Genomic DNA, 24293 nt, shown 5'->3' on the forward strand with positions numbered 1-24293 from the left:
TTCGCCCGGAGAAGCCTCGGTTCGAGGAGGCGGATTCAGGAGATCGTCACGGCGCGAGGGCTCCCTGGGCCGCCGCTCTCTTCGCTTCTGCCTTCAGCTTCCTCAGGTGTCCGTGCAGGGTCTCGGCGTCGAGGCCATGTAGCGTCAACCGGAAGCCGGCCTCGAGCGTCGATCTGGGCACCATGGGATTCTTGCCGATGTACTGCTCCATCTCCTCGTTGGGGACCGGCGAACAGGCGGACGCGCGGGGAGAGGTGGCGGTTGCTGGGGTAGACGACACGCAGATCCTTGCGATCGATCGACCAGTCGGCGAGCACGCGGACGAGGCGCCCCCTGCGCACGTCCTCGGCGCAGAGAATGCTAGGTACAGGGGCGATCCCGGCGCCAGCGCGAACGGCCTCATGGAGCATGACAAACGAGTTCATCGAGAGCGCTCCGCGGACGTCGATGCGACGCACCTCGCGCCCGCGCTCGAACGTCCAGCGCGTCACGCGCGATTCGCCGTAGACGATGCACGCGTGTTCGTCGAGGTCGGCAGGCGACTTCGGCCTGCCGCGCCCCTCGAGATACGACGGCGTCGCGCACAGCCACAGGTCACCTCCCTTCAACCGCTGCGCGATCAGGCTCGAGCCGTCGTCGGGTCGCACCACGCGCGTCGTGCGCTCGAGGAGTCGCACGCCGAGCGACGCTTCGAGGCGGGCCACACGCTGGCTGACCGTCGAACGCGGCAGCCGCAGCGCCTTCGCCGCCGCGCTGAAGCTCCCGAGCTGCACCACCTCCACGAACGTCGCCATCGCGTCGAAATCGAACATTGTGCAGCCTGGTCGAACAGGCTATTCGCCCGCCGCTACCTGGTCAAGCGCAGCGGGAGAAGCTACCGTCGTCTTGACACTGCCACGACTGGCAGCGAAGAAATGGAGAACTCCGAGCTCGGCTGAGAGATGCTCTACCAGCGATTGCCATCCACGAGGGACCGCGATGCAAGACGAAATGCAGGTTGAGGAGTGGGGAGAGCTATTCGTTACGCGCAAGTGCTGCGGCGCCGGCACGTGCCGGAACTACGCGCCGGAGCTCCTGGGCGAGGTGGTGCCGGCCAGCGACCTCCGGGCAGGCCGCCGCCTCTCGGTGCTGCCGGGCTCCTACGAGGAGGGCGCCTTCACCGGTGTGCTGCGGCAGCCGCGGAGCAAGGAAGATCTGATGGCGGCGCGAACGGCGGTCGCGGCGTGCCCGTTCGGCGCCATCAAGCTCAAGCCGGGCGCGGCGCGGGGTCGCCGGGGCGATCTTGGGTCACCTTGGCGCGGTTTTCCGTGGCCCATCGAGGATCATGTCTGGGTGATCGGACACCCATCCATCAAGAACATCGGCGCCCTGTCCTATTTCATCGAGCGGGACGGAGGCGGGGTGCTGATCGATCCCCCGAAGCCGAGCGAGGAGGTCTTCCGCTGGCTCGCGGAGCACGGCGGCGTGCGATGGCTCTTTCTGACGCACCGGGACCATACGCACCACCACGCCGAGTTCGCCAGCCGCTTCCCGGGTTGCCGCCGCATCCTCGGCGCCGCGGACGTGAACCTCCGTGAGAACAAGTACATGCCCTCGACCGGCGACGTGGAGATCAAGCTCGGGAACGAGCTCGGCCCGCTCTCGCTCGAGGGGGAGCCGCTCTCGAGAGAGGCGGCCAAAGAGGCCGAGATGATGATACTGCCGCAGCCCGGGCACACGCCGGGCTCGCTATGCCTCCTATATAGAGGCCGCTTCCTGTTCACCGGCGATCACCTGAGCTACTCGCGCTTCCTGGGTCAACTCGTGGCGCATCGATTGCAATGCTGGGAGGATTGGGAGCGCCAGATCCGCTCGGTGCGGTATCTGCTCGCGGCGGCCGAGGCCGGCTGGCTGAGGTTCGCGTGGGTGTTGCCGGGTCACGGGGAATGGACCCGCCTGCCGGGCGAGGGGAGCGCGGCCGAGACGGCCGCCGAGCTCCGCCGCGTCATCACGTCCATGGAGCAGAAGCCGAAGGGGCATACGCCGCTGGGCCGCTGGATCCTGTACGTTCAGAGCCGGATGGCGCCCGAGAAGACGCTCGGGCGCGCGCTGCGCGCGATCGGCGGCGGGAGCGACGCCTGGGTATTGCCGCGCGGCGCGCGGAGCTCGCTCACCGATTTCGATCCCGACGAGACGGGGGTCGCCCTGCGCCGGCTCTATGTCCTCGGCGCCGCCGCGCTCCTGGCCGCTGCCGGGACCGCATGGCTCACCGCGCGCCGGGACATGAGCGCCCCTTCTGGTCGCTCATAGGACGCAAATCCCACATCTTCTTCCCCGTCTTCCCCGTCAGCGGTTGTCCGCGCGCGCCTCGAACTTCACCGAGCCGGCGATCTGCCTCGTGGTCACGTTGACCCGATTGAAGAGGTTGGTCAGCCCGATGTGCAGGGTCAGCGCCGCGAGCGCCGGCTCGTCGTAATGCCGCGCGGCCTCCTCCCAGACCTCATCGGGCACCGGGTCCGCGCGGTCGCTGAGCCGCGTCGCGGCCTCGGCGAGCGCCAGCGCGGCGCGCTCCGCGTCGGTGAAATAGGGCGCCTCGCGCCACGCCGCCACGGCGAACATGCGCTCGTCGGTCTCGCCCGTCTTCTTCATCTCGCGCGCGCCCATGTCGACGCAGAAGCCGCACCCGTTGATCTGGCTCACCCGCAGGTGGACGAGCTCGAGCGTCCGCGCCGGCACGCCGCTCTTCTTCACCGCGCCGATCAGGGCGTAGATCGGCTGCATGACGTCGGGGATGACCATCGCGGGGTTCTTCATCCGTGCTTTCAGCATGTTCGTGCTCCTCCCGAGGCGTTCGGGTGTGCTCGCCAACCGTGACCGGGCGCTGAACGTCCGTTCGCGTCGTCACATCGGCTAGGGTTCGTCCGTCACAGCCATGACGAAACACGACGAGGGAGTGTGACCGATGGATGAAAATAGTTGGCTGGCGGAGCGGTTCGAGGCCCACCGGGCCCATCTGCAGGCCGTGGCGTACCGGATGCTCGGCTCCCTGAGCGAGGCGGAGGACGCCGTACAGGAGTCCTGGCTCCACCTGAGCCGCGCCGATACGAGCGGCGTCGAGAACCTGGGCGGGTGGCTGACGACGGTCGTGGCGCGGGTGTGCCTCGACATGCTGCGCTCCAGAAAGGCGCGGCGCGAGGACCCGATGGCCGCGCCCGACCCCGCCGCGGACCGCGAGGCCGGGACCGACCCCGAGCGCGAGGCGGTGCTGGCCGACTCCGTCGGCCTCGCGCTGCTCGTGGTGCTCGACACGCTGACCCCCGCCGAGCGGCTCGCCTTCGTGCTGCACGACCTGTTCGCGGTGCCCTTCGAGGAGATCGCCGCCATCGTGGGGCGCTCGCCGGCCGCGGCGAGGCAGCTCGCGAGCCGCGCCCGCCGCCGCGTGCAGGGCGCGCCCCCGTCTCCGGACGCCGACGTGGGCCGCCAGCGCGAGGTCGTCGACGCCTTCATCGCGGCCATGCGCGGCGGCGACTTCGACGCGCTCGTGGCGATCCTCGATCCGGACGTCGTGATCCACGCCGACGCCACGGCCGAGCCCCCGGCCGGGGGCGAGATCCGCGGCGCGCGCGCCTGGGCCAAGCAGGCGATCCCCGCCGCGCGCGGCGCCAGGTTTGCTCGCCCCGCCCTCGTGGACGGCACGGTGGGCATCGTCGTGGCCCCGCAGGGGCGGCTCTTCCGGGTGCTCCGCTTCACCCTCGCGCAGGGGAAGATCGCCCGGATCGACGTCATGGGCGACCCCGAGCAGCTCCGCGATCTCGACCTGTTGGTCCTCGACGGCGGACCGCAGCTGGAGATCTAGACAACCCGCGCCGGCGGCGCCGGCGGCGCCGCGCTCGCCTCGCTCGGCCTCATGGCCGTCCGGCGCCGTCGCCCGGCGCGCGGCGGACCTGCTCTGCGCCGCGTCCCGGCGCCGCGTGGACCCGAGCCCACCTCTCGCGGCGGCCATTCACCACCTCATCCACTCAGTAAGGTGTTCCGTCCTTGCGCGTGTAGACGTACTTGCCGCCCACCTTGCGGACGGCGAGATCCTCGTCGGGATACTCCGCGCTGTCCTCGGGATCGCGGTTGCTGATCTCGAGGTAACGCGCTGGCGCGGCGCTGCGGTTGACGAAGTGATGCCCGTTGCGCGCGCCGGCCGGAAAGCCCGCGCACTGACCCGCCGTGAGCACCTGCTCGCCGTCGTCCGTGCGCAGCACCACCTCGCCCTCCAGCACGAATACGAGCTCGTCCTCGTGAGAGTGGTAGTGCCGCAGCGCCGATTCCTTGCCCGGGAAGAGCGTGGTGAGGTTGACGCCGATCTTCGTCAGGCCGAGCGCGTCGCCGAGCGCGCGCTTCTCGCGCGGCGTGACGCGCGCGCGAAGCGGCTCGGGGTACGTCGAGCTGGTGCGGGGCTCGAGATCGCTGGGGTTCAGGGCAGGGCGTTCGAGGGGCATGATCATCTCCGAGCAAAGCGGCTGCGCTCAGCGGCCGCGGTGTGGCCACGAGAGTGGAGGCGAGCGCCGCCGGGCTCAAGGGGATCGCGGGGGCTCACGACCAGCCCCGCACCTCGATCTCTCCCGGAGGGAGAGGGAGGAGGCTCCCGGGAGCGCAGTCACACCGGCCAGGCGCGCGCGGCCAGCAGGGCGGCGCGGCGCTCGGGAACCTGGAGCAGGGCGCGATCGCGGACGCGGGTGAGCACCTCGGCGGGCGCGGTCTCGGGGGAGCCTGCGTCGAAGGGAGGCTGCGGATCGTACTCGATGCCGAGCTGGATGGAACGAGCGACGTCCGCGCCGGCGATCTCCGCCACCAGGGTGAGCGCGAAGTCGATGCCGGCGGTGACGCCGCCGCCCGTGATCACGTTGCCGTCGCGCACGACGCGCGCCGCTTCGGTCTGGATGCCGACCTCGGCGAGCAGCGGCCGGAACGCCCAGTGGCAGGTGGCGCGTTTGCCATCGAGCAGGCCCGCGGCGGCGAGCAGCAACGAGCCCGTGCACACCGAGGTGACGTAGCGCGCGGCGCGACCGAGGCGCTGGACATGCGCGACGAGCTCCCGATCTCCGAGGGCCCCCGTGAGGCCGTAGCCCCCCGGCACGCAGATCGCGTCCGCTTCGGTGATGTCGGACAGGCGGGCGAGCCCGCTGAAGGTGAGGCCGCTGTCGGCGGACAGCGAGCCCCCCTCGCGAGAGGCCACCACGAGGCGCGCGCCGGGCAGGCGCTGCAACACCTCGAACGGGCCCGTGAAGTCGAGCTGCGTGAGCCGGGGGTACAGGATGAAGACGATCGTGAACGGCCTTTCCATGACACGCCTCTCTGCCGGAGTTGACCGGACCATCCCACGATGGCACCTTGGCAGAAAGGACAAAGATACCTCCTTTTCTGCCAAGCCACACGTCCATGCGATCAGCGTCGTCAGGAGCCACGGAGACGTTCCTTGGCACGCTCCCTCACGGACAACGCTTCGTCACGCGCGAGCCCCGACAGCAGAGCGGCGGTGGCTCGCGGGTGGTCCGCGACGGCGTAACGGACGTTCACGTTTTCGTCCGCGGCGCGCCGCTTCATCGTGTCGAGCGGACAGTCGGGGCGCCATACGACGTGACGGCGCACGACGAAGTCTGGGTCGTGTTCGAGCTCGAGCAGCAGGGACAGTGGACATGCCTCGTGGCGGGCAACGTGCAAGCGCACATACGAATCGGCGTCACGCGCGAGTTGCCGCAGAACGCGCTCGGGCGTGCTCGGATTGTTCGCGACGGCGCCACGAACGAAGATGTCGGCGGAGTCGGCCAGCTGGATGAGTAGCGGCTCCGGGGTGAGCGGGTGCTCCGCGATCTGGCGATGGTTGTCGCGCAGGGCGCTCGCGGTGACGAGGATGTCCGGCGTCACGCTTGGATTCCTGAACACGGCGCTACGCAACAATTCGCTCGGGGCGCGAATCCATTGGCGTAGCCACGGTTCGGGACAATCGGGTCGCTTCGCGAGCTCGCGCTTCACCCAGTCGTCGTCGTTCGCAAGCGCTTCGAACTGCTCGGCGCTCAACACGCGGCGCTGCGCCACACGTAGACGAACCTCCGCGAGCGGGTCGCGTAGCAAGCGGTGCAAGCGCGCCGCATCGAGCGCTTCGTGGGTTGCGAGCAGCAGACGCACGGCGCGTGACGGATTGTCTGTGATCTGGTCGAAAAAGGCGGTGGGAAAGTCCGGGCGCCGCAAGAGCGCGAGCAAAACCACTTCCTGCCGATCAGCGAGCAGCGCGGTCATGTTCGCGTCGCTCCACGGCAGCGACGCGGCGGCGGCGGCGCGATAAGAAGGCGATCGGTGTCGCGCGAAGGCGCGCAGTGTGTCGAGGGAGAGACCCATGCGCGTCTCGGCGACGAGCCGCACGGCTGCGTCGGCGTCGTGACGGAAGCGTTCGAGCCAGCCGCGCGGACACTCGCGATGCGAAGCGACGGCGCGGCGTGCTTGGCCTCCCAGCTCGGCGAACTCGGCGAGCACGGAAGCGGGCACCGCCTCGTTGCGTAAGATCCGCGCGAGGTCGTCGCTGAAGTGACGCGGAATCGCTGCGGCGTGTCTTGCGACCGCGCGCACGTTGCCGTCGCTGTCGGTCCAGAGCAGGCGGCGGAGCGGCTCGTCACAGCCTGGATGGGCGGCGACGACGCACCGAACAGCCCGCGTCGGGTCACGCGCGAGCTGCGCGAGGACCTCCCGCGAAGCGTCCATGCGGCGGGCGAGGGCGCGACGAACGCCGATGGCCTGGTCGGCGGCGAGCGAGAGGAGCGTCGCGAGCGGCGTGCGCGGGTGCAGCGCCGCCTTGACGCGCAGCCCCTCATCGGCGGAGCGCGCCAGCGTCTGCAGATCATCGGAGTTGAGCTCGGCTGTCCGTCGTTTCATTCGCAGTGATGTTTAGCAGCCCCCCCGTGCCAGCCCAGGTCCGTCCCCCAGGCCCTGTCCCTTCGCGCCGCACGGCCGAAGCCAGCTCAGAATCTGGCTCCCACCGCGACACGGAGCGTCGCGAGCTTGCCCTGCTCTAGGCCGAACCCGAGCGGCTCGTCCAGCGCCACGAGCAGCCCGGCCCGAAAGTACAGGCCCGACGCGGGTGGCTCCACCCCGACGAAGGGCTCGGCCGCGAGCTGCATCTTGTCGGTCTGTGTGAGCGGGAACGCGGCCTGGAGCCGCGCGCCGACCCCGAACCCGCCCACGCTGCGCAGCTCCGCCTCGTTGCTCTGCTCGATGAAGAACTCCGTGTCGCCTCCGCCCGTGGGGATGGCGAACATCGCCACGAGATCGCTCCGCACATAGAGCGCCTCGATCGGACGCAGCTCGATGCCGCCGCGGGCCCGCAGCGGGACGTGCTCCAGGAGCGCTCGCTGCGTGTCGAAGTACCCCCGCACGGCCAGCGCCGCCGCGGCGGCCGCCTTCGTGTCGTCGGACGGATCCTGCGTGATGGGGATGGAGGCCGAGAGCCCGCCGACGAGCATCAGCATGGGAGAAATGTTCCCGGCGTAGTGAAGTCCTATCGAGGGATTGCCGAAGAAGAACCCCTCGAGCTCCGGCGCGACGGTCGCCGCGTCGTGCTCCCCCGCGCCGGGCTCGCTCGCCTTGCTGCTCCCGTACGCAAACGGCAGCTCGGCGTCGAGATGGAGCCCCCCGATCAGCCTGATCTGGGCGACCGCCGCGAAGGACGCCACGAAGGAGTTCCCCTCCCACGCGCCGCTCGTCCCGTCGCTGCTCACGGTTTCCCAGTCGGGGAGGTTCGCCTCGATGGTGCTGGTGAGCACGTCCGCCTCCACGCCGAGACGGAAGCCGTAGGACTTCGCCCACTGCGCTTCCGTGACGGTTTCCTCGGCGAGCGCTGGCGGGGTGAACGAGAGGAGGAGCGAGAGGGCGGCGAGGGACGAAGCAAGCTGGCGCATGCGGACAGCGTATCTTTTTTTCCGTCCGGGGCCATCCAGCGGGACGATGGCACAGGCAGCCCGGAGGAGAGGCAGCCGCTTGCCGGGCGCTCAGCTGTAGACCCCCTGCACGTACTCGGTCAGCATCTTGATCTCGGCCTCTTGCTCGCGGCTCACCCAGTGCACGAGGTCGCCGATCGAGATCATCCCGACCACCCGCCCGTCCTGGACCACGGGCAGGTGACGGCAGCGTCGCTCGGTCATGACCGCCATGGCCTGCCGCGCCGACGTGCTCGGCTCGACGCAGACGACCCCGCAGGTCATCACCTCCGCGACGGGCGTGTCCGCCGGATCGCGCCGGGCCAGGATCACCCGCGTCATCACGTCCCGCTCGCTGATGATCCCGCTCGGGGACCCGTCGATGCTCACGAGCAGCGCGCCCACGCGCCGCACGCACATCGACTGCACAGCCTCGAAGACGGTTGCATCCGGCGAGATGGTGTAGACGTTCCGACCCTTCCTGTTGAGGATTTCGCCAATGCTATCCATGGTCATCCCCTTCCTGAGGGAATCATGACAAAAAAATCGCGCGTGCAGCGTGCTCATGCGCAATTATTTTGGCTGCTTTTCACCTGGACGCCTGCCTCCCCGCGCTTCACGGCCGAGCTCGCCCCGCGTGGAGAGTGCGGCCGGGCCGAGGCGGCCGCCCTTTGTTGCATGGATATTTCAGACCGAGGGCATCGCTCTTTTCGACGAATCGATGAGGCCCTCTCCGGGCTGCCAGCCGGGGGGAGCTCTCAGTAAGCAAGCGTGCAGGTGTTGCCGGCTCCGCACTCTTTGGAGGTGACCGCCGCGACGACCTGGGACGCCGGCATCGCCGTGTAGCGGTAGGGGATCTCGAAGACGGTGCCCCTCGAGTCGTTCAAGTCGTCGCCAGTCCCCTGGTTGCCGATCCCCTTCCAACCTCTTGGACTGCCCATGTCCGTCCAGATCGACCTGTTCTCATCGTAGGCGCAGTTCTCGGCGATGAGCGCCATGTCCTTGCCCACGCCGTGGATCTGGCCGCCAGCGGTGTTGTGATAGTTGTTGAGCATGTGGACATTGCCGTACCGCCCGCGGGGCTGACGTGAATCGACGCGCTCGCCCCAGTGGCTGTTCATGTACGTGATGCGCAGCTTGCCCTGGCTCGCCGGCTCGTCGTCGCTGCCGGCGATCAGGTTCGAGAAGCGGTGCTCCTTGTCGTACGTATAGTAGAAGCGCGCCCAGGAGACGGTGACGTAGTCGGCTCCCTGGGTGATGTCGCAGTTGCCGTCCTGGCCGTCGGAGATATCCAGATGGTCCAGCCAGACGTGGTGGGCGCCGTTCCCCGTGTAGACGGCGTCTGCGCCGGCCTTGCACTCGTCGTAGCTGGCGCAACGCGCGCCCCGCACGGCGAGGTTGCGGATGATGATGTTGTGCACGTCGTCGCCGCTCATCCGGATGTTGCCCGTGATCGTCACCCCGGGCCCGATGCCGATGATCGTCTTGTTGGCGCCCGGCGCGAGCGTCCCGCTGTAGTTCCCGGGCTTCACGAGGATGATCGCCGGGGTCGAGCCCTTCGCCGCGTCCTGGAGCTCTCTCATCGAGTCCACCGTGATGGCCGAGCTCAGATCCGTGCCGCCGCCGGTCGTGCCGCCAGCGACGCTCGCCGAGCTCGGCCTCCGCGACCAGGGGGCGCCGGGGCTCGCCGCCGCCTTGCCGCCGCTCGCAGGCGGGGCGCGGGGCGCAGCGGTAGCGATCGCGCCCGAGCGGCACGCCGGAACCGGAACCGGAACCGGAAAAGGAAAGGCCCTGGGTAGCGACCAGGGCCTCCCGGGGATCGGCGACTGACCGAGGTTCGGCCTGTCTCGCACGACCCAGGCACCGAGGGCAACTCATGAAGCAGCCCTGCCATTTTTCATCAACTTGTTCGTCACACCAGACCTGTTAGCCTGGCGCGCGACGTCCAACGCCTGAACGTCACCCAAAGGAATGAGAATGAGAAATCCGCTTCCGGGAATCGTCGCGACGCTCCTCCTCGCCGCGGGCTGCACCACCGCCGAGGATGTCAGTCTCCGCGAGCCTGTGTCCGCGTCGGCGGACGCGCTCACGGAGGAGGAATGCGATGAATATGCGGATCCACTGTTCGGCAACTGCAACGAGCCCGTCGATCGGGACAGCTGCCAGAGCATCGACTGGGACATGCACCGCGAGCCCACTGGAGACTATGCGTGCTTCGGGTACAAACCAGACCTCGATGTTTGCCGAAACTGCAACAGATTGAACCTGCCCAACACCGTATACAGCCTATGCAAGAACAAGCAATACATGGATTGCTTGATGAACGGCCACCTCGACAACCACGGCGCTCTGTGCTTCGTGACATCCATCGAAGACATCGACGCGCACTTGACGTATGTCACGCCGCGCGAGGCTTGCTATTACCGCCAGCAGACGGGGACATGGCCGCCGCAGTGTCCGACGGAGCTCGCGTGCCCGAGCCCATGTGAATGCACGGGCGGCACCGACCACCTCGGCAACCCCGTGTCCGCCTCGTGCGGCCAGAGCGTCTGCGGCGCAGACTACCAGAGCTATGACTGCGTACAGGGGCAGTGGATCGCCACCGGCGGCGCGTGCGGAGGTTCGTGCCAGTGTACGGGCGGCACCGATTACCTCGGCAACCCCGTGTCCGCTTCGTGCGGCCAGAGCGTTTGCGGCGCAGACTACCAGTTCTATGGCTGCGTACAGGGGCAGTGGGTCGCCACCGGCTCTGCGTGCGGCGGTAGCGGCGGCTAGACGCTCCCCCGCCCCTCACCGCTCCACGCGGTCGAGCCAGGCGCGCGCGTCCTTCTCCAGCAGCGGATCCCCGAGCCGCACCGACAGCTCCAAGAGGTCTTCGAACTCCCGCCGCGCCAGCGCGTCATTGCGCGCGTTCTTCAGCAGCATCGCCGCCGCCCAGCGGCCCTGCAGCACGTCGTGCCAGTAGCCCTGCTCCTCCGCCCGCGCGATGAGCGCCTGCAGCCGCTCCCGCGCGTCCCCCGCCCCAGCCACCCCGTCCAGGTACGCGAGGTACATCCGGTTCGAGGCGGCCACCCGGTCGTACCCCGCCTCGTCCGCCCGCTCCAGCGACTCCGCGAAGAGCGACCGCGCCCGCTCGTGCTCGCCCAGCCGCACGCACGCGTACGCCAGGTTGTGAAGGTTCACAACTGCGTCAAACCCCAGCCCGAGCGCCCGGTCCAGCGCGATCGCGCGCTCGCACGCCGCCGCCGCGGCCCGGAAATCCCCCGCGTAGAGCTCGATCGTCACGACCAGCTTCGCCCGCACCGCCTCCGCGACCCGATCGCCCGGGGCGGCCGCCTCCCAGCGCGACAGCGCCTCCAGCGCCCCGGGCCGATCCCCCGAGGTCGCCCGCGCCAGCGCGACCGACTGGAGCGCCCGCGGATCGTCCGTCGGCCCGAGCGCGGCGAGGTCGAGCGCGGCCCGCCGCGCGCGCGCGAACTGCCCCTGAAGGCACGAGACCTCCACGTCGACCGTCAGCGCCTCCTGCAGGAGCTCGCGGCGCCCTACCGCCATCTCGACCACATCGTCGAGCAGGTCGTGCGACAGCCGGAACAGGTTGGTCGCCCCGAGCGCGCGCGCGAGCTCGATGCGCAGCTTCCCCCGGAGCTCCAGCGAGCCGACCGCATCGACGCGCGCAAGGAGGCGGTCCGACGCCGCCGGCAGCGACGGCGCGCGGCGCGCGTGGCCGACCGCCTTCGAGAGGATCTCCACCCACCGGGCGAGCTCGTCGGGATCGCGCCGCGCGACGTCCGAGAGCTCGAACGCCCGCGTCATCGCCGCGATCGCCGCGTCGAACTCGCCGCGGCGCACCCGGACCCCCGCGGCGCGCGCCAGGTGCCCCGCCGCGCCGTCCGCGTTCCCGAGCGAGAGCGCCCCGTCCACAGCGCGGCCGAGGTGGCAGTCGACAAGCGCGAGCACCGCCGGATCGTCCCCGCCCACGCGCTCCAGCCACTCGGCCGCGAGCCAGTGGCCGAGCGCCCGATCCGCGTCCGTCAGCATCTCGTACGCCGCGTCCCGCACGAGCGCGTGACGGAACGCGAACTCCGGCTCCCCGCGGAACATCGACTCCGGCCGCGGCTCGAGGAGCTCCCGCTTCTCGAGCGTCAAGAGCCACGACTCGAGCTGCGGCACCTGCCCGCCCCCGCCGAGCATCGCCTCCAGACCGCCCCGCCAGAACACCTCGCCCATCACCGCCCCGGCCCGGAGCACCCGGCGCGCCTCGGGCTCGAGCGCCGCGATCCGCGACTGCATCATCGCGAGCACCGTCTCCGGCACCTCCCCCGCCCGCCTGTCCGCCGTCGCGCGCACGAGCTCCTCGAGGAAGAACGCGTTCCCCGCCGACCGGTCGACGAGCGCCGCGAGCTCGGCCTCCGGCGGCGCGTCGCCGAGGACCTCCCGCACGATCCGCTCGCACGCGCGGCGCGACAGCTCCCCGAGCCGCATCTCCGTCGCCTCGCGATCCTCCCACAGGCCCGGGAACGCCTCGCGCACCCCGGGGCGCGCCAGCGCCAGCACCATGAGCGGCTGGTGCCGCAGGAACCGGAGCGCCGCGTCGAGCGTGTCCACCGTGGCGCGATCGCAGAAGTGCAGGTCGTCCAGCACGATCAGCACCGGCCGCGCGTCGCACTCGGCCCGCAGGAAATCGAGCCACGCCCGCCGCGCCTGCTCCTCCATCACCGCGCGGTCCTGCCGCGCCGCGCGCAGCGCCGGGCTCTCCGGGAACGGCGTCCCGACCAGCTCGCCCAGCAGCTCCGTCACCCGCTCCCGCGCGGCCTCGCCGACGTGCCGCGCGACGCGCGCCGCCAGCTTCTCCCGCCGCGCCTCGGCGGGCTCGTCGTCGAGCAGGCCCGCCGCGCGCCGCACCGTCTGCGCGAGCAGCCCGAGCGGCGCCCCGCCGCACATCGGATCGCCGTGCGCGCGCCACACCGTGACCGGCTCGCTGCGCGCCTCGACCCGCCGGAGCAGCTCGTGCGCGAGGCGCGACTTGCCGACGCCCGCCCCCGCCGTGACCAGCACCACGCGCGCCACCCCCTCGGTCGCGCACTCGTCGAGCACGTCCTCCAGCGCCCGGAGCTCCCGCTCGCGCCCCACGCAGGTCGTGAGCTTCCCGAGCACCTTGCGCCCGCCGTCCTGCGGCTCGCGCGCGCCGAGCAGCGTGGGGCCCTGGCTGCCCGCCGCGATCTCGAAGCGATCGCCGAGCAGCGCGGCCGTCATCTGATCGATGAGCACCGGCCGGCCCGAGGACGGATCCTCGGCGGCGTGGCGGACCCGCGCGTCGAGCAGCGCGCCCGCGCGGTCGATGACCTGCCCCACCGCCTGTGTCCCGGCGATGACGTCCCAGCCCGTCGCCAGCGCCACCCACGCCCCGGGCAGGAGCGCGTGGATCGAGAGCGCGCAGCGGGCGGCCTTGCCGGCGAGGTCGGTCGGCGAGCCCGCGCCGGCGACGACCGCGGCGACCGAGCCGTCGGCGAGCACCTCCAGGACCGCGCCGTGCGCCTGCGCGGCCTGCCGGACCTCGTGGAACGGCGTGGTCGGCGGCGGGGCGGGCCGGGGCCTGACCTGCGGCGCCGGCGCGAGCAGGCCCTCGGGCAGCGCGTCCTTGCTGCCGGAGACGACGGTCGCGTGGTGCCCCGACAGCATCGTGTCGCTCGCCCGCTCGGGGCCCGCGATCGCCTGCGGGCGGGCCGACGGGGGGCCGCGCCTGCCGGCGCTCATCTCGGCGGCGAGGACGACGCTGACGAGCCGGCGCTCGCTCTTCGTCAGCGCGGGCGTCGGCAGGCCGTTGCCCGTGGACATGTTGCCCTCCACGACGCTCAGCATCCGGAGCTCGGCGGCGACCTCGCCCGCGTCCGCGGGGCGCTCCGCGGGGTTCTTCGCGAGCAGCCGGGCCACGAGCAGATCGAGCGACGGCGGGATGTTCGGGCAGAAGGTGCTCGGGCGCGGCGCGGCCTCGAAGAGCACCTTGGCGAGGACGGACAGCGGGTGCTGGGCGACGAACGGCGCCCGCCCGGTGAGGCACTCGAACAGCAGACACCCGATCGAGTAGAGGTCGGCGCGCGCGTCGACGTCGACGTCGCCGCGGACGCGCTCCGGCGCCATGTAGGCCGGCGTGCCGATCGCCGAGCCGGTGAGGGTGAGCTCGTACGTCGCGTCGGCCTGGCGCGCGATGCCGAAGTCGATGAGCTTCGCGCTCCCGATGTCGCCGCCGGGCAGGAACACGTTGGTCGGCTTGAGGTCGCGGTGCACGATGCCGCGCGCGTGGACGGCGGCGAGCGCCTCGGCGACGCGGCCGACGAGCATCAGGCTGTGCTCGATCCCGAGCGGCCCGCGCGACAGCCGCGCGCCGAGGTCCTCGCCCTCGAGCCACTCCATGGCGAGGTAGTAGAGGCCGTCCGCCGTGACGCCGTGGTCGATGTAGCGGGCGACGACGGGGTGCTCGAGCTCGGCGAGCAGGCGCGCCTCCCGCTGGAAGCGCACGACGTGCTCCCTGCCCTGGTTGAAGATCACCTTGAGCGCGACCACGTGGCCGCTCTGCCGGTCGAGCGCCCGCCACACCGCGCCCATCCCGCCGGAGCCCGCGAGGCGTTCCAGCTGGAAGCGGTTGGCGAGGACGTGACCTGAATGCATGGCGCAAGTATCGGTGTGCAGACCTCCGCGGTCCAGGCGGCCGGGGCGCGCGTGGACCGCGAACCGTGGGCCCACCGCCCACGCGGAGCGCGAGGATACTCATCTCGCGGCGCGGCGACGAGCCTCGAAGGCCCGCGGGCGCAGCCGCCGGGCCGGCGGGAGCGGCGGGAGCGCGACCGCGGCCCGCCCTCGCCGGGGCCGCTCACGTCCACGCCAGCGCGCCTGTCGGGCGCGCATGGGCGTACGCGCGGCCTCGCGCCGCCTGCGCCGCCGCGGCGGAGACCTCAGCTGGCGAGGCGCTCGAGCCGCGCGTCGACCTCGCGCTCGGCGTTCAGCCAGTCTTCAACGGGGTTGTTCCGGAAGCCGGCCCTCTCGGCATATCCATAGGCCACCTTGGCGATCAGGCCGTGGCGCTCCTCGCGCGACAGCCACGGGCGCGGAGGCGCGGCCTTCGGGGCACCGGCGCTCGCGCGCTCGGCGGCGCGCTCCACGGCCGCAGAGGGCATCTCGACGGCGGCGGGGGCAGAGACCGCGCTCTCGGGCTGCGCCGAGGCGACCGGGCTCGTGGCCCGGGTGGTCTTCGTGCGGGCCGGGGTCTTGCGCTTCGAGCTCATCTCGTCGTCTCTCCTTTCGGGTACACGGGTCGACTAACCCAGGTCCGCGCGTACGCACAAATTTTGAGCACGTAGTTTCTCGGCGCCCCCCCCGCCGCCGGTCGGGATCTCCCTTCCAAGAGACCGTGATTCGCGGTAGAGTCGATGTCGCTGACCGGGTGAGATCACCCGGCATGTGTCAGCCACCATCCCTCGTTGTTCGTCGCCACCTCGTGACCGACGTTCATCCGCCGTCGTCCGTCTATCGTCCATCTGTCGTTCCCACCGTCGTTCCCGTTTTCGCTCACGGCGGCCCATCCCTGGTCGCCGCCTGCGCCGAGGACAGCTCGGTAATCCAGAAAACGGCAGGCGCGTCGCTCGCCGTCTGCCCATGAATCGAGGAGATGCGATGTGGAAGAAAGCGCGGCCCCTTCCCGGCGCACGGAACACCTCTGCTCGTCCGGCGGCGGGATGACGCGCGTCGTCTGGGTCGAGGACGAGAGCGAGGTGCGGCTCATCGGCGCCTCGGAGCGCTGGGCGGGCGCGATGGAGCAGCTGCGCCGGCTGGCGGAGCACGAGCGCGCGCCGCTGCTCATCACGGGCGAGCCTGGCACGGGCAAGGAGCTCTGCGCGCGGCGCCTTCACGCGGCGAGCCCGCGCGCGGGCGGCCCCTTCGTTGCGGTGAGCGCGGCGCGGCTGCCGGCCGAGCGCCTCCGGGAGGAGCTCTTCGGCCTGGCGGCCGGGGCGGACGGGCGGCCCGCGGCGCGCCCCGGGCTGCTCGAGCTGGCGCGGGGGGGCACGCTGTTCCTCGACGAGATCGGCGCGCTCCCGCTCGAGCTCCAGCCGCGGCTCCTGGCCGTGCTCGACGGGGAGCCGCTCTGCCGGATCGGCGGCGGGGAGGCGCTGGTCGCGGACGTGCGGGTCATCGCCGCGACGAGCCAGGATCTCGCCGCGCGCGTCCTCGGGCGGTCGTTCCACGAGGCGCTCCACCGGCGCGTCGGCGGGCTCGCGCTCTCGCTCCCCCCGCTGCGCGAGCGCGACGGCGACGTGCGCAGGCTGGTCGAGCACTTTCTCCAGCGCCAGAGCGGCGCGACGGGGCTCGCGAGCGCCGGGGTCACCCCGCGCGCGCTCGCGCAGCTCGAGGCGTACCCCTGGCCGGGGAACGTCCGCGAGCTCCGGGGCGTCGTCGAGCGCGCGTTCCTCCGGGCCCACGGCGCGCCGCTCGATCTGGAGCACCTGCCGCCGGAGATCGGCGCGGCCAAGCGTCCGCCGGCGCCGCCGCGCTCGGGCCCGCCGGGCGCGCTGCGGCCATCGCCGCCCGCGCGCGGCAGCGCGTCGCTCGGGGAGGCCGTGCGCCGCCACATCCTCGCGGTCTACGCGGCCCAGAACGGCAACGTGACCCGCACGGCGAGCGCGCTCGGGATCACGCGGGTCTCCCTCCGCCGGCACCTGCGCCAGTACCTCGCCGCGGACGCGCGCGACAAGGAGCCGCTGAGCGATCGCTAGGGCCGCGCGTCAGGGATCCCGCGTGGCGCGACCTGGTGAACGCTCACACGACGCCAGCTGGCGTGCCCTCGCGACACGAGAGGCCCAGTCGGCACCAGGCGGCCCGCGCGCCCCTCTCCTCAGGATGGCTGCGCGAGGCCGAGCTCTCCCTCCGGCTCGACGGGCAGCTCGACGAGGAACATGGTCCCTGAGCCCAGCTGACTGCGCAGATCCACGCGCCCGCCGTGCGCTCGCACGATCTCCCGAACGAGGTACAGCCCGAGCCCGAGGCTCTGCGCTTGATGAAGCCCCGTCGCGCGCTCGAACGCCTCGAACACGCGCCGCTGGTCGGCCTCGGAGATCCCGATGCCCTGATCGGAGACCGAGAGGCGAGCGACGGCCCCGTCCCCGTCGGTGACGATCCGCACCGGCTTTCCGGCGCCGTACTTCATGGCGTTCGTGAGCAGGTTCGTCGCGACCTGCTCGAGCCGCAGCCGATCCCACTGGCCCACGACGGCGCGCTCCGCCTGCACGTGGAGCGCACACCCAGCCAGCTCGGCCTGCTCGCTCAGCCGCCCGACGACGTCCCGCACGAGGGCCGCCAGGTCCACCGGCTCACGCGTCAAGGCGAGCCGCCCCTTCTGGACGCGCGAGAGGTCGAGCAGGCTGTCGATCAGCAGGTTGAGCCGGCCGAGCTGGCGCTTGAACGACGTGAGGGACGACGAGAGCCAGGACGAGGAGACCGTCTCTCGCTGCTTGATCGATCGCGCGAGCGCGTCGAGCTTCAGATGGAGGCCTGTCAGCGGCGTCTTCAGCTCGTGGGCGAGGAACGCCGTGCGCCGCTCCGCGGCCTCCGCCGCCGCCCGCGCCTCGCGCTCCCTGGCGAGCAAGAGCGCGTTCTCGAGGGAGATGGCCGCTTGCGTGGCGAGCAGCTCGAGGGCGAGGAGCCGCTCGGGCGTGAACGCGTGCGTGGTGACGTTGTTCTCGAGGTACAGCAGGCCGAGCACCTCGGCCTGCCGCAAGATGGGAACGCAGAGGACCGACCTCGGATTGTGCCGGACGATGTACTCGTCCCCCGAGAACCTGCCCGCCTTCGCGGCGGCGTCATCGAGGAGCACGCGCTCCTTGGTGAGCCGCACGTAGTGGAGGAGCGAGGCAGGGAGGAGCGGAGAGGACGACACCGGCAACGACTGGAGAACCCTGGTCACGGTCCCCTGTCGCTCCTCGATCGCGGCCTCCGCCTCGATCGTCAGGCCGCCGTCCCGCACCAGGATGAGGCAGCCCTTCTGGGCACCTCCCTGCTCGAGGACGAACTCGAGCAGGGTTCGCAGGAGCTTCTCGAAGAGGATCTCGCCCGAGATCGTCTGCGACGCCTTGACGACCGCGAGCACGTCGAGCAGCTCCGTGCGGGCCGCGAAGGTGGCGGTCGGCTCGAGCGGCCGCCGCTCGAGGAGCTGCGAATGGCGCTGCTCGAGCTGCTTCACCTTGCCGTCGGCCCCCCAGCGCACGTAGCACGAGCGGGCCTCGCGCAGGTACGTATCGGAGAAGCGCTCGAACCCTCGCGCTCGATAGAACCGAGACGCGAGCTCGTAGGCGAGCGCTTCGATGTGGACGAAGCCGCTCTCGCGCGCCGCGCGGATGGCCTCTTCATAGAGGCGCATCGCGTCGAGGTCCCGGCCCTCGATGCGGGCGACCTCGGCGGACACCAGGGCGTAGCGGCTCCGGAAGTTCTCGGGGCAGCTTTCGGCCCAGCGCCTCAGCTTCTGGAGCGGCGCCTCGAGCGCCTGAGCGAACCGCTGCCGCTGCTCGGCCGGCGCCTCGGCGTGGAGGGCCGTCACCGTGAGCGCGTGGTAGAAGTGGTGCGTCGCTTCCATGGCCAGAGACGCCGCCTGCCCCTGCATCAGCGCGGCGGCGGCCGCGGACTCCAGCGCTTCGGCGTGACGCTCGTGCGTGAACGCGGCGACCTGCTTCATGATATGAAACATCGCGATTCCAAGGCCGAAGCCCGCCTTCTGGAGGATCGCGAGGGAGCTCGCCTCGTCGAAGTCGCCGCCGTCGAAGCTCGTGGGCCCCCGCGTCGCTCCCTTCAGGCTCGCCGCGAGCTGCTCTTCGAGCCGGACCACGTGGTACACCACGTCGTTGTGGGTCTGCCGGGCGAAGGCGGTGTATTTCCGCGCGACCTCGATGACGCGGTCGAGCGGATCGCCGTTCTCGAAGACGACCCACACCATGTTGTACGTCAAGTAGCCGGCGAAGATGAAGTCTCCGACGTCGAGGCAATCGAGGAATGCCTTGTCCATGAGCGGGATGCTCGTCGCGTAGTGCCTGTGCCAGATGCTGATGACGCCCGCGTGGTGGAAGAGCAGCCTCCCCTTCAGCATGGCCGTGACGCTCTTGAATTTCTCGTTGAGCCTGAGCGCCATCTCGGAGAACTCGAACGCGCAGGGGACGTCGCCGAGGATGGACACCATGACCGCGGCGTAACAGCTATAAACGAACGAGGACTCCTCGGCGTGTCCGTGCTGCAGGGACGCGTTCACCCCCTTGGCGGTGAGCAGCGGCCAGAGCGCCGGTCGCACGGAGAACATGAGGGGGGCCGACTCGGCGACCAGGCTGATGAACGCCCGCACGTCTTCGTCGGTCGCCACGGGCGCGTCGACGAGATCGGCGACGCGACGGCCGCGCAAGGCGATCGGGACCTGCCGGATCTCGGCCTCCACGGCGGCGTGGATCTCCTCGTCGGCCTCCGGGAGCGTCGCCCCGTAGAGCCGCAGGGCCTCGATCATGACCGTCATGGCGTCGCGGTGCCGTCCAGCGATCTGGTAGAGCCGCATGCGCAGCCGGTGGGCCCTGACCCGGTCGGGCCTGGAGCGGGCGTTCTGGAGGATCAGATCGAACAGCTCGTCGGCCGGCTGGAAATTGCCGGCGATGGACTCGCATTCGGCGAGCTCCAGGTGGAGCCTGAACGTGTCCTCGTACCGCGCGCTCCAGGCGTCCTGCGGCAAGAGGGACGTCGCCTGCGCCAGGTAGCTGCGCGCGGAGGCGTAGGCGACCGAGGCCTTCGCCTTGATCCCTGCCAGGAGGTTGAGCCGGCAGAGCGCCTCCCTCTCGCGTGGATCGGTGATGAGGTGGGCGCCGTGATTGAGCTGGGTCGCGACGTCGAAAGCCCGCTCCTCGACCGCCCCGCCGGGCAGACGGGACACGAGGCGCCGGCCGATCTCGAGGTGCACAGCGGCCCGCCGGGCCTCCGGGATGAGCGAATAGGCCGCCTCCTGGACGCGGTCGTGGAGGAACTTGTAGGTGCCTTCGTGGCAGAGGACGAGCCCCGCGAGGATGGCCTGCCAGACCTCCGCGTGCAGCGCCTCTTCCGAGCGGTCGCACGCTATCGTCAAGATGCCGACCTCCGCGGCGCTCCCGAGGCAGGCGAGCTGCTTCAGCGCCTCCTGGGTGCCAGCGGGGAGCCGCGCGAGCTTGTCGACCATCAGATCGACCACGTTGTCGGTGAAGCCCTTGGCGCGGATCTTCGCCATGTCCCACCGGAAGGCGCCCGCGTGCGGGTCGAGCTCGATCAGCTGCTCTTCGTGGAGGGCGAGGAGAAACTGGATCGCAAAGAAGGGGTTGCCGGCCGTCTTCTCGTGGACCAAGGCCGAGAGCGGCGCGGCGTCCTCGGGGCGGCACTGAAGCATATCGCTGACGAGCATGGACAGGTGCTCGCGGGAGAGCGGGCCGAGCACGAACTCCCGGACGCGCGCGCCCTCCCTCCTCATGTCGTCCAGCGCCGTCATGAGCGGGTGCGAGGGGGTCACCTCGTTGTCGCGGTACGCGCCGATGACGAGGAGATGGCCCATGTCGAGGTGCGTCACCAGATCCTGCAAGAGCGCGAGGCTCGCCGAGTCGGCCCACTGGAGATCGTCGAGGAAGAGGACGAGGGGGTGCTCCTTCCGGGCGAACACGCCGATGAAGTGCCGGAAGACGGTGCGGAACCGGTTCTGCGCCTCGACCGGCGGCAGCTCGGGAGCCGGCGGCTGCGGGCCGATGACCAGCTCGAGCTGCGGGATCAAGTCCACGATGAGCTGCGCGTTGACCGTGAGGACCTCGAGCAACCGCTGCTTCCAGGCCGCGATCCTCTCGCTGTCGGCGAGGAGCTCGAGCACGATCTCCTGAACGGCCTGCACGATGGTGGAGTAAGGGATCTCGCGCTTGTGCTGATCGAATTTTCCCGAGGCGGAGAACCCCCGCTCGCCCGCGACGGCCCTGTCCAGCTCGTGGACCAGCGTCGACTTGCCGATGCCGGAGTAGCCCGAGAGGAGCACGAGCTGTGGAGATCCGGTGTCGACAACGCGCTCGAAGGCGCGCAGCAGCACCGCGATCGCCTCGTCGCGCCCATAGAGCTTCTGCGGGATGCGCAGGCGGCCCGACGCGTCCTGCTCGCCCAGCGGGAACGGCGCGACGTTGCCGTCGCAGCGCCATGAGTCGAAGCACCGTTTCAGATCATGGCCAAGGCCGCGGGCCGTCTGGTAGCGCTCCTCGGGCATCTTCGCGAGCAGCTTGATCACGATGCGCTCGGCCACCTCCGGCACGTCGGGGACCACCTTAGACGGCGCCGCGAACGCGCGGGCGACGTGACAATGGATCCATTCGAGCGGGTCGCGGGCGTCGAAGGGGAGCTTCCCCGTGAGCATCTGGTAGAACGTGACCCCCAGGGAGTACAGATCGCTGCGGCTGTCGACCCCACGGTTCATCCGCCCTGTCTGCTCGGGCGACATGTAAGGGAGGGACCCCTCGATGAGGCGCGCTGGCTCCAGGGCGTGCTGTTCGCGGGAGAGCCGTGAGGCGAGCGCGAGATCGGCGATCTTCACCTCGCCCGTGGCGGGAATGACCAGGATATTTGCGGGCTTGAGGTCTCTGTGAACGACGCCTCGCTGATGGATGTCGGAGACGGCATCCGCGATGCGGGCGGCGAGCTCGAGGAACCTGCCGATCGCCATCGGCGCGCCGAGCAGTCGATCGAGCGGCTCAGCGCCCGAGTCTTCCATGACGAGGGCGAGCGCTCCATCGTACATCTCGAGGGCGAGGGGCCTGACGACGGCTGCCACGTCGAGCATCTTGCCCGTCTCGTACTCCCTCTTGAGCCGGGCGAGGTCCTGCGGCCGGCAGCTCCTCGGGTCGAGCACCTTGAGGACCACCGGATGGCCGTCGGCGTTTCGAACAGCGCGGTACACGGCGGTACCGCGGCCCTCGTGAATGGTCTCGCAGATCGTGTACGGAAAGGGAGGGGACGGGCTCGTCATGCAGGCGATGGGCGAGGCAGCCTCGGCAGTGGCAGCAGGAGCCCCTTCCCCGATAAGGTATACCATTCCCCGTCCCCGCATCATGGCCAGCGTTGCGGACGATCCGGCGCGGATTCGCGTCAGCCGGCGGGCTCGGCCGCGCGCGGGCCCGAGGCGCCGTCGCCAGGCTGCCTCGGCCGAGAGCCGCTACGCTCAACGCGCCTCAGGCGATCGAGGACGGCACGCTCGACGCCCTGGGCGTGCGAGCTACCGGGCGCACGTCGTTCCAGGAGAACCTGCCGGCGCCTACCTGGCGAGCGATGGAGTCCGCCAGGTCACCGGATATCAATCACGGTTACCATCCGTGCATCGGCACGGTCATTTCGGTCAGCACCATCCGCTGGCCGCCGAAATAGTCCTGGGGCGCGCAGCCGAGGGCACGCGTGAAGACGCGGTGGCATTGCGCATAACTCCCGAAACCGACGGCGTACGCCGCGCGCGCGAAGCTCGCGCCGCGATCCACCTCGGCGACGAACTGCATCAGCTTGAGCCGCGCGCGGTACTCGACGACGTTCACGCCCACGTCCTTGCGAAAACGCCGGCTGATCCCGCTCTCGCCCGTGTGCAGGCGCGCCGCGAGGGCCGCCCCGGGGAGATTCGGATCGAGCCGCAAGAGCTCGAAGATGCGGCGGCTTACCACGTGGGGGAGCGGCACGTTCGACAGCGACCGCTCGAAGAGCTCCGCGAGGCGATGCTCCACGACCGAGGTGTCGCGCGCTCGGTCGAGCGCGCCGAGGAGCGCGAGCTCCTCGGCAAGCACCGCCGGCGTGAGCTGCACAGCGTCGAGCGCGACCTTCGACGCGGCCCCGGCGACGCGAGCCGCCAGCTCGGGGCGGAGCGCCGCGACGTACAGAACGAAATCGCTGCTCTCCTCGAGGAGCGCGTGATCTTGCCCCGGCGCGAAATAGAGCAGCGTGCCCGCCACGAGCGGCACCACGCGCTTCCCTATGCCCATGATGCCCGTGCCGCGAGCGACGAGGTTGATCTCCGGCTCCTCGTGGAAATGGCGGGGCCGACGGTACTGCGGCTGGTGACGGAAGACCTGGGCGCGCCGGCCGGCGAGCATCGGAAAGGGCTGGAACAACGCGGGCCGAGCGCTCAAGGCCAGGTCAGTGTGCGGCAGCGGGGACGCGGACAGAAAGCAAAAAATGCGAAGCGCTCTTGCGCCCGGTGCGCCAAGTGGAGCCCATGATGTCTTCGACGCGCTGCACGGTCGCTTCGCTTCTGTTCTCCGCATTCACCGCGCTGGCCTGTGACGACTCCAGCCAGCGCCCGGGCTCGGCGACGGGGGCTGGCGGGGACGGCACCGGCGCGGGTGCTGGTGGTGGTTCCAGCGCCGAAACGGGCAGCTCCATGGCGGGGACTGGGGCTGCGGGTGGCGCCTCCAGCGCCGGAGCCGGCGCGGGCGGCGCAGGCGGCGCAGGCGGCGCAGGCGGAACGGCGGGTGGCACAGCAGCGGCAGGCGCCACGGGTAACGGCGGCTCAGCGGGCGGCCCTCCCCCGGCCGAAGAGGCCTTCACGCTGCTCTTCCGCGACGATTTCGATCAGCTGGACGCAGGTCGCTGGCAGCTGATGACACATTCCTGGACCGAGAATCTGGCGCTGTTCTCGCAATCCGCCGCTACCATCGAACGTGGCCAGCTGGTGCTCCGGCTCACGCCGGCCCCCCAGGGCACCGCCGACAGCTCCGGAGCCGCCAAGACCTTCCTGGGTGCCGAGGTTCGCTCCGTCGACTCGCTCACGTACGGGCGCGTGCGCGCTCGCGTCAAGCTGGCCCGAGGCTCGGCGGTCATCTCGTCCCTGGTCACGATCTACACCCCCTGGCCAGCGGACAACTGGAACGAGCTCGACATCGAGTGCCTAGGGGCCGAGCCGAATGACGTGCAGTTCAACGCCATGGTGTACACTGGCGCTCCGGTACGGCCCCCGGTGACGCAATCCGTCAGTCCGACTCAGCATCCGCAGAAGGTGGACCTCGGCTTCGATCCGAGCGAGGACTTTCACACGTACCAGATCGAATGGACGCCGTCCGGCGCCCGCTTTTCAGTCGACGACGTGCTCCGACACGAGTGGACGGAGCGCATCGACCTCATGGTGCTGCCGCAGAACGTGCTCATGACGATCTGGGCGTCGTCGAGCGCGTCCTGGGCCGGGGCCGTGACGGCCGAGACGGGCAGGGCGAGCGCGACGTACGATTGGATCGAGCTCTATCGGTACACGCCTTGATCGGGTCGCGAGACCAGGCCGCTCCGAGCGCGTGAGCTCACGCGGTTCGGCCCGAC

Annotated in this window: 18 protein-coding genes; 6 read left to right on the top strand and 12 right to left on the bottom strand. The window is 70.6% G+C overall.

All coding sequences use genetic code 11. From position 1 onward, the window contains the following. Positions 1 to 35: 35 nt before the first annotated feature. Positions 36 to 812, bottom strand: a complete 777-nt coding sequence (locus WMF12_RS35495) for a LysR family transcriptional regulator (protein ID WP_437852414.1) — start codon at positions 810 to 812, stop codon at positions 36 to 38. 166 nt (positions 813 to 978) lie between these two features. Between WMF12_RS35495 and WMF12_RS35500 the strand changes: the two genes are divergently transcribed. Beyond that, entirely contained in the window at positions 979 to 2289 is a 1311-nt protein-coding gene (locus WMF12_RS35500; RefSeq protein ID WP_437852415.1) for an MBL fold metallo-hydrolase, read from the top strand. Between the two features lie 36 nt (positions 2290 to 2325). Here WMF12_RS35500 and WMF12_RS35505 read toward each other — a convergent pair whose 3' ends face one another. Then, positions 2326 to 2805, bottom strand: a complete 480-nt coding sequence (locus WMF12_RS35505; protein ID WP_437873925.1) for a carboxymuconolactone decarboxylase family protein — start codon at positions 2803 to 2805, stop codon at positions 2326 to 2328. Between the two features lie 136 nt (positions 2806 to 2941). On the opposite strand from WMF12_RS35505, the gene WMF12_RS35510 reads away from it, so the two are divergent. Further along, positions 2942 to 3835, top strand: coding sequence for a sigma-70 family RNA polymerase sigma factor (locus tag WMF12_RS35510; RefSeq protein WP_437852416.1), 894 nt, complete (start codon positions 2942 to 2944; stop codon positions 3833 to 3835). Positions 3836 to 3998: 163 nt separating this feature from the next. Here WMF12_RS35510 and WMF12_RS35515 read toward each other — a convergent pair whose 3' ends face one another. The 6 genes from WMF12_RS35515 to WMF12_RS35540 form a co-directional block, all read right to left on the bottom strand. Then, on the bottom strand, positions 3999 to 4469 hold the full coding sequence (locus WMF12_RS35515) for a cupin domain-containing protein (RefSeq protein WP_437852417.1): 471 nt from the start codon (positions 4467 to 4469) through the stop codon (positions 3999 to 4001). Positions 4470 to 4627: 158 nt separating this feature from the next. Further along, positions 4628 to 5314 (bottom strand): DJ-1/PfpI family protein, encoded by a 687-nt coding sequence (locus WMF12_RS35520; RefSeq protein ID WP_437852418.1) that lies wholly within the window; start codon positions 5312 to 5314, stop codon positions 4628 to 4630. A gap of 110 nt (positions 5315 to 5424) precedes the next feature. Further along, positions 5425 to 6897, bottom strand: a complete 1473-nt coding sequence (locus WMF12_RS35525; RefSeq protein WP_437852420.1) for a hypothetical protein — start codon at positions 6895 to 6897, stop codon at positions 5425 to 5427. 86 nt (positions 6898 to 6983) lie between these two features. Then, positions 6984 to 7919 (bottom strand): hypothetical protein, encoded by a 936-nt coding sequence (locus WMF12_RS35530; RefSeq protein ID WP_437852421.1) that lies wholly within the window; start codon positions 7917 to 7919, stop codon positions 6984 to 6986. A 90-nt stretch (positions 7920 to 8009) separates the two neighbouring features. Beyond that, the gene (locus WMF12_RS35535; RefSeq protein WP_437852422.1) at positions 8010 to 8447 is read right to left on the bottom strand and encodes a CBS domain-containing protein; all 438 of its coding nucleotides are present in this window, start codon (positions 8445 to 8447) and stop codon (positions 8010 to 8012) included. Between the two features lie 248 nt (positions 8448 to 8695). Continuing rightward, entirely contained in the window at positions 8696 to 9520 is an 825-nt protein-coding gene (locus WMF12_RS35540) for a pectate lyase family protein (RefSeq protein WP_437852423.1), read from the bottom strand. A gap of 13 nt (positions 9521 to 9533) precedes the next feature. Here WMF12_RS35540 and WMF12_RS35545 point away from each other — a divergent pair, with 13 nt between their 5' ends. Then, on the top strand, positions 9534 to 9767 hold the full coding sequence (locus WMF12_RS35545) for a hypothetical protein (RefSeq protein ID WP_437852424.1): 234 nt from the start codon (positions 9534 to 9536) through the stop codon (positions 9765 to 9767). 147 nt (positions 9768 to 9914) lie between these two features. Next, positions 9915 to 10712: a hypothetical protein gene (locus WMF12_RS35550; protein WP_437852425.1), complete on the top strand. Its 798-nt coding sequence runs from the start codon at positions 9915 to 9917 to the stop codon at positions 10710 to 10712. Positions 10713 to 10727: 15 nt separating this feature from the next. On the opposite strand, the gene WMF12_RS35555 is transcribed toward WMF12_RS35550, so the two are convergent. Both WMF12_RS35555 and WMF12_RS35560 read right to left on the bottom strand, forming a co-directional pair. Beyond that, the gene (locus WMF12_RS35555; RefSeq protein WP_437852426.1) at positions 10728 to 14603 is read right to left on the bottom strand and encodes a protein kinase domain-containing protein; all 3876 of its coding nucleotides are present in this window, start codon (positions 14601 to 14603) and stop codon (positions 10728 to 10730) included. 284 nt (positions 14604 to 14887) lie between these two features. Continuing rightward, on the bottom strand, positions 14888 to 15217 hold the full coding sequence (locus tag WMF12_RS35560; RefSeq protein WP_437852427.1) for a DUF2934 domain-containing protein: 330 nt from the start codon (positions 15215 to 15217) through the stop codon (positions 14888 to 14890). 390 nt (positions 15218 to 15607) lie between these two features. On the opposite strand from WMF12_RS35560, the gene WMF12_RS35565 reads away from it, so the two are divergent. Further along, positions 15608 to 16702 (top strand): sigma 54-interacting transcriptional regulator, encoded by a 1095-nt coding sequence (locus tag WMF12_RS35565; protein WP_437852428.1) that lies wholly within the window; start codon positions 15608 to 15610, stop codon positions 16700 to 16702. Positions 16703 to 16821: 119 nt separating this feature from the next. Here WMF12_RS35565 and WMF12_RS35570 read toward each other — a convergent pair whose 3' ends face one another. Further along, positions 16822 to 21972, bottom strand: a complete 5151-nt coding sequence (locus tag WMF12_RS35570) for an AAA family ATPase (protein WP_437852429.1) — start codon at positions 21970 to 21972, stop codon at positions 16822 to 16824. A gap of 334 nt (positions 21973 to 22306) precedes the next feature. After that, entirely contained in the window at positions 22307 to 23095 is a 789-nt protein-coding gene (locus WMF12_RS35575) for a helix-turn-helix domain-containing protein (RefSeq protein WP_437852430.1), read from the bottom strand. A 104-nt stretch (positions 23096 to 23199) separates the two neighbouring features. On the opposite strand from WMF12_RS35575, the gene WMF12_RS35580 reads away from it, so the two are divergent. Beyond that, positions 23200 to 24237 carry a glycoside hydrolase family 16 protein gene (locus tag WMF12_RS35580; protein WP_437852431.1) on the top strand — a complete coding sequence of 346 codons (1038 nt, stop codon included), beginning with the start codon at positions 23200 to 23202 and terminating at the stop codon, positions 24235 to 24237. Positions 24238 to 24293 lie beyond the last annotated feature (56 nt).

The sequence above is a fragment of the Sorangium sp. So ce363 genome, from assembly GCF_051520435.1.
GTDB classification, from domain to species: domain Bacteria; phylum Myxococcota_A; class Polyangia; order Polyangiales; family Polyangiaceae; genus Sorangium; species Sorangium cellulosum_B.

Excerpts from the sequence above, each read along its gene's own strand:
- WMF12_RS35495 (WP_437852414.1), bottom strand. The coding sequence starts at position 812 with ATGTTCGATTTCGACGCGATGGCGACGTTCGTGGAGGTGGTGCAGCTC.
- WMF12_RS35500 (WP_437852415.1), top strand. The coding sequence starts at position 979 with ATGCAAGACGAAATGCAGGTTGAGGAGTGGGGAGAGCTATTCGTTACG.
- WMF12_RS35510 (WP_437852416.1), top strand. The coding sequence starts at position 2,942 with ATGGATGAAAATAGTTGGCTGGCGGAGCGGTTCGAGGCCCACCGGGCC.
- WMF12_RS35515 (WP_437852417.1), bottom strand. The coding sequence starts at position 4,469 with ATGCCCCTCGAACGCCCTGCCCTGAACCCCAGCGATCTCGAGCCCCGC.
- WMF12_RS35520 (WP_437852418.1), bottom strand. The coding sequence starts at position 5,314 with ATGGAAAGGCCGTTCACGATCGTCTTCATCCTGTACCCCCGGCTCACG.
- WMF12_RS35525 (WP_437852420.1), bottom strand. The coding sequence starts at position 6,897 with ATGAAACGACGGACAGCCGAGCTCAACTCCGATGATCTGCAGACGCTG.
- WMF12_RS35530 (WP_437852421.1), bottom strand. The coding sequence starts at position 7,919 with ATGCGCCAGCTTGCTTCGTCCCTCGCCGCCCTCTCGCTCCTCCTCTCG.
- WMF12_RS35535 (WP_437852422.1), bottom strand. The coding sequence starts at position 8,447 with ATGGATAGCATTGGCGAAATCCTCAACAGGAAGGGTCGGAACGTCTAC.
- WMF12_RS35540 (WP_437852423.1), bottom strand. The coding sequence starts at position 9,520 with ATGAGAGAGCTCCAGGACGCGGCGAAGGGCTCGACCCCGGCGATCATC.
- WMF12_RS35545 (WP_437852424.1), top strand. The coding sequence starts at position 9,534 with ATGGCCGAGCTCAGATCCGTGCCGCCGCCGGTCGTGCCGCCAGCGACG.
- WMF12_RS35550 (WP_437852425.1), top strand. The coding sequence starts at position 9,915 with ATGAGAAATCCGCTTCCGGGAATCGTCGCGACGCTCCTCCTCGCCGCG.
- WMF12_RS35555 (WP_437852426.1), bottom strand. The coding sequence starts at position 14,603 with ATGCATTCAGGTCACGTCCTCGCCAACCGCTTCCAGCTGGAACGCCTC.
- WMF12_RS35560 (WP_437852427.1), bottom strand. The coding sequence starts at position 15,217 with ATGAGCTCGAAGCGCAAGACCCCGGCCCGCACGAAGACCACCCGGGCC.
- WMF12_RS35570 (WP_437852429.1), bottom strand. The coding sequence starts at position 21,972 with ATGACGAGCCCGTCCCCTCCCTTTCCGTACACGATCTGCGAGACCATT.
- WMF12_RS35580 (WP_437852431.1), top strand. The coding sequence starts at position 23,200 with ATGATGTCTTCGACGCGCTGCACGGTCGCTTCGCTTCTGTTCTCCGCA.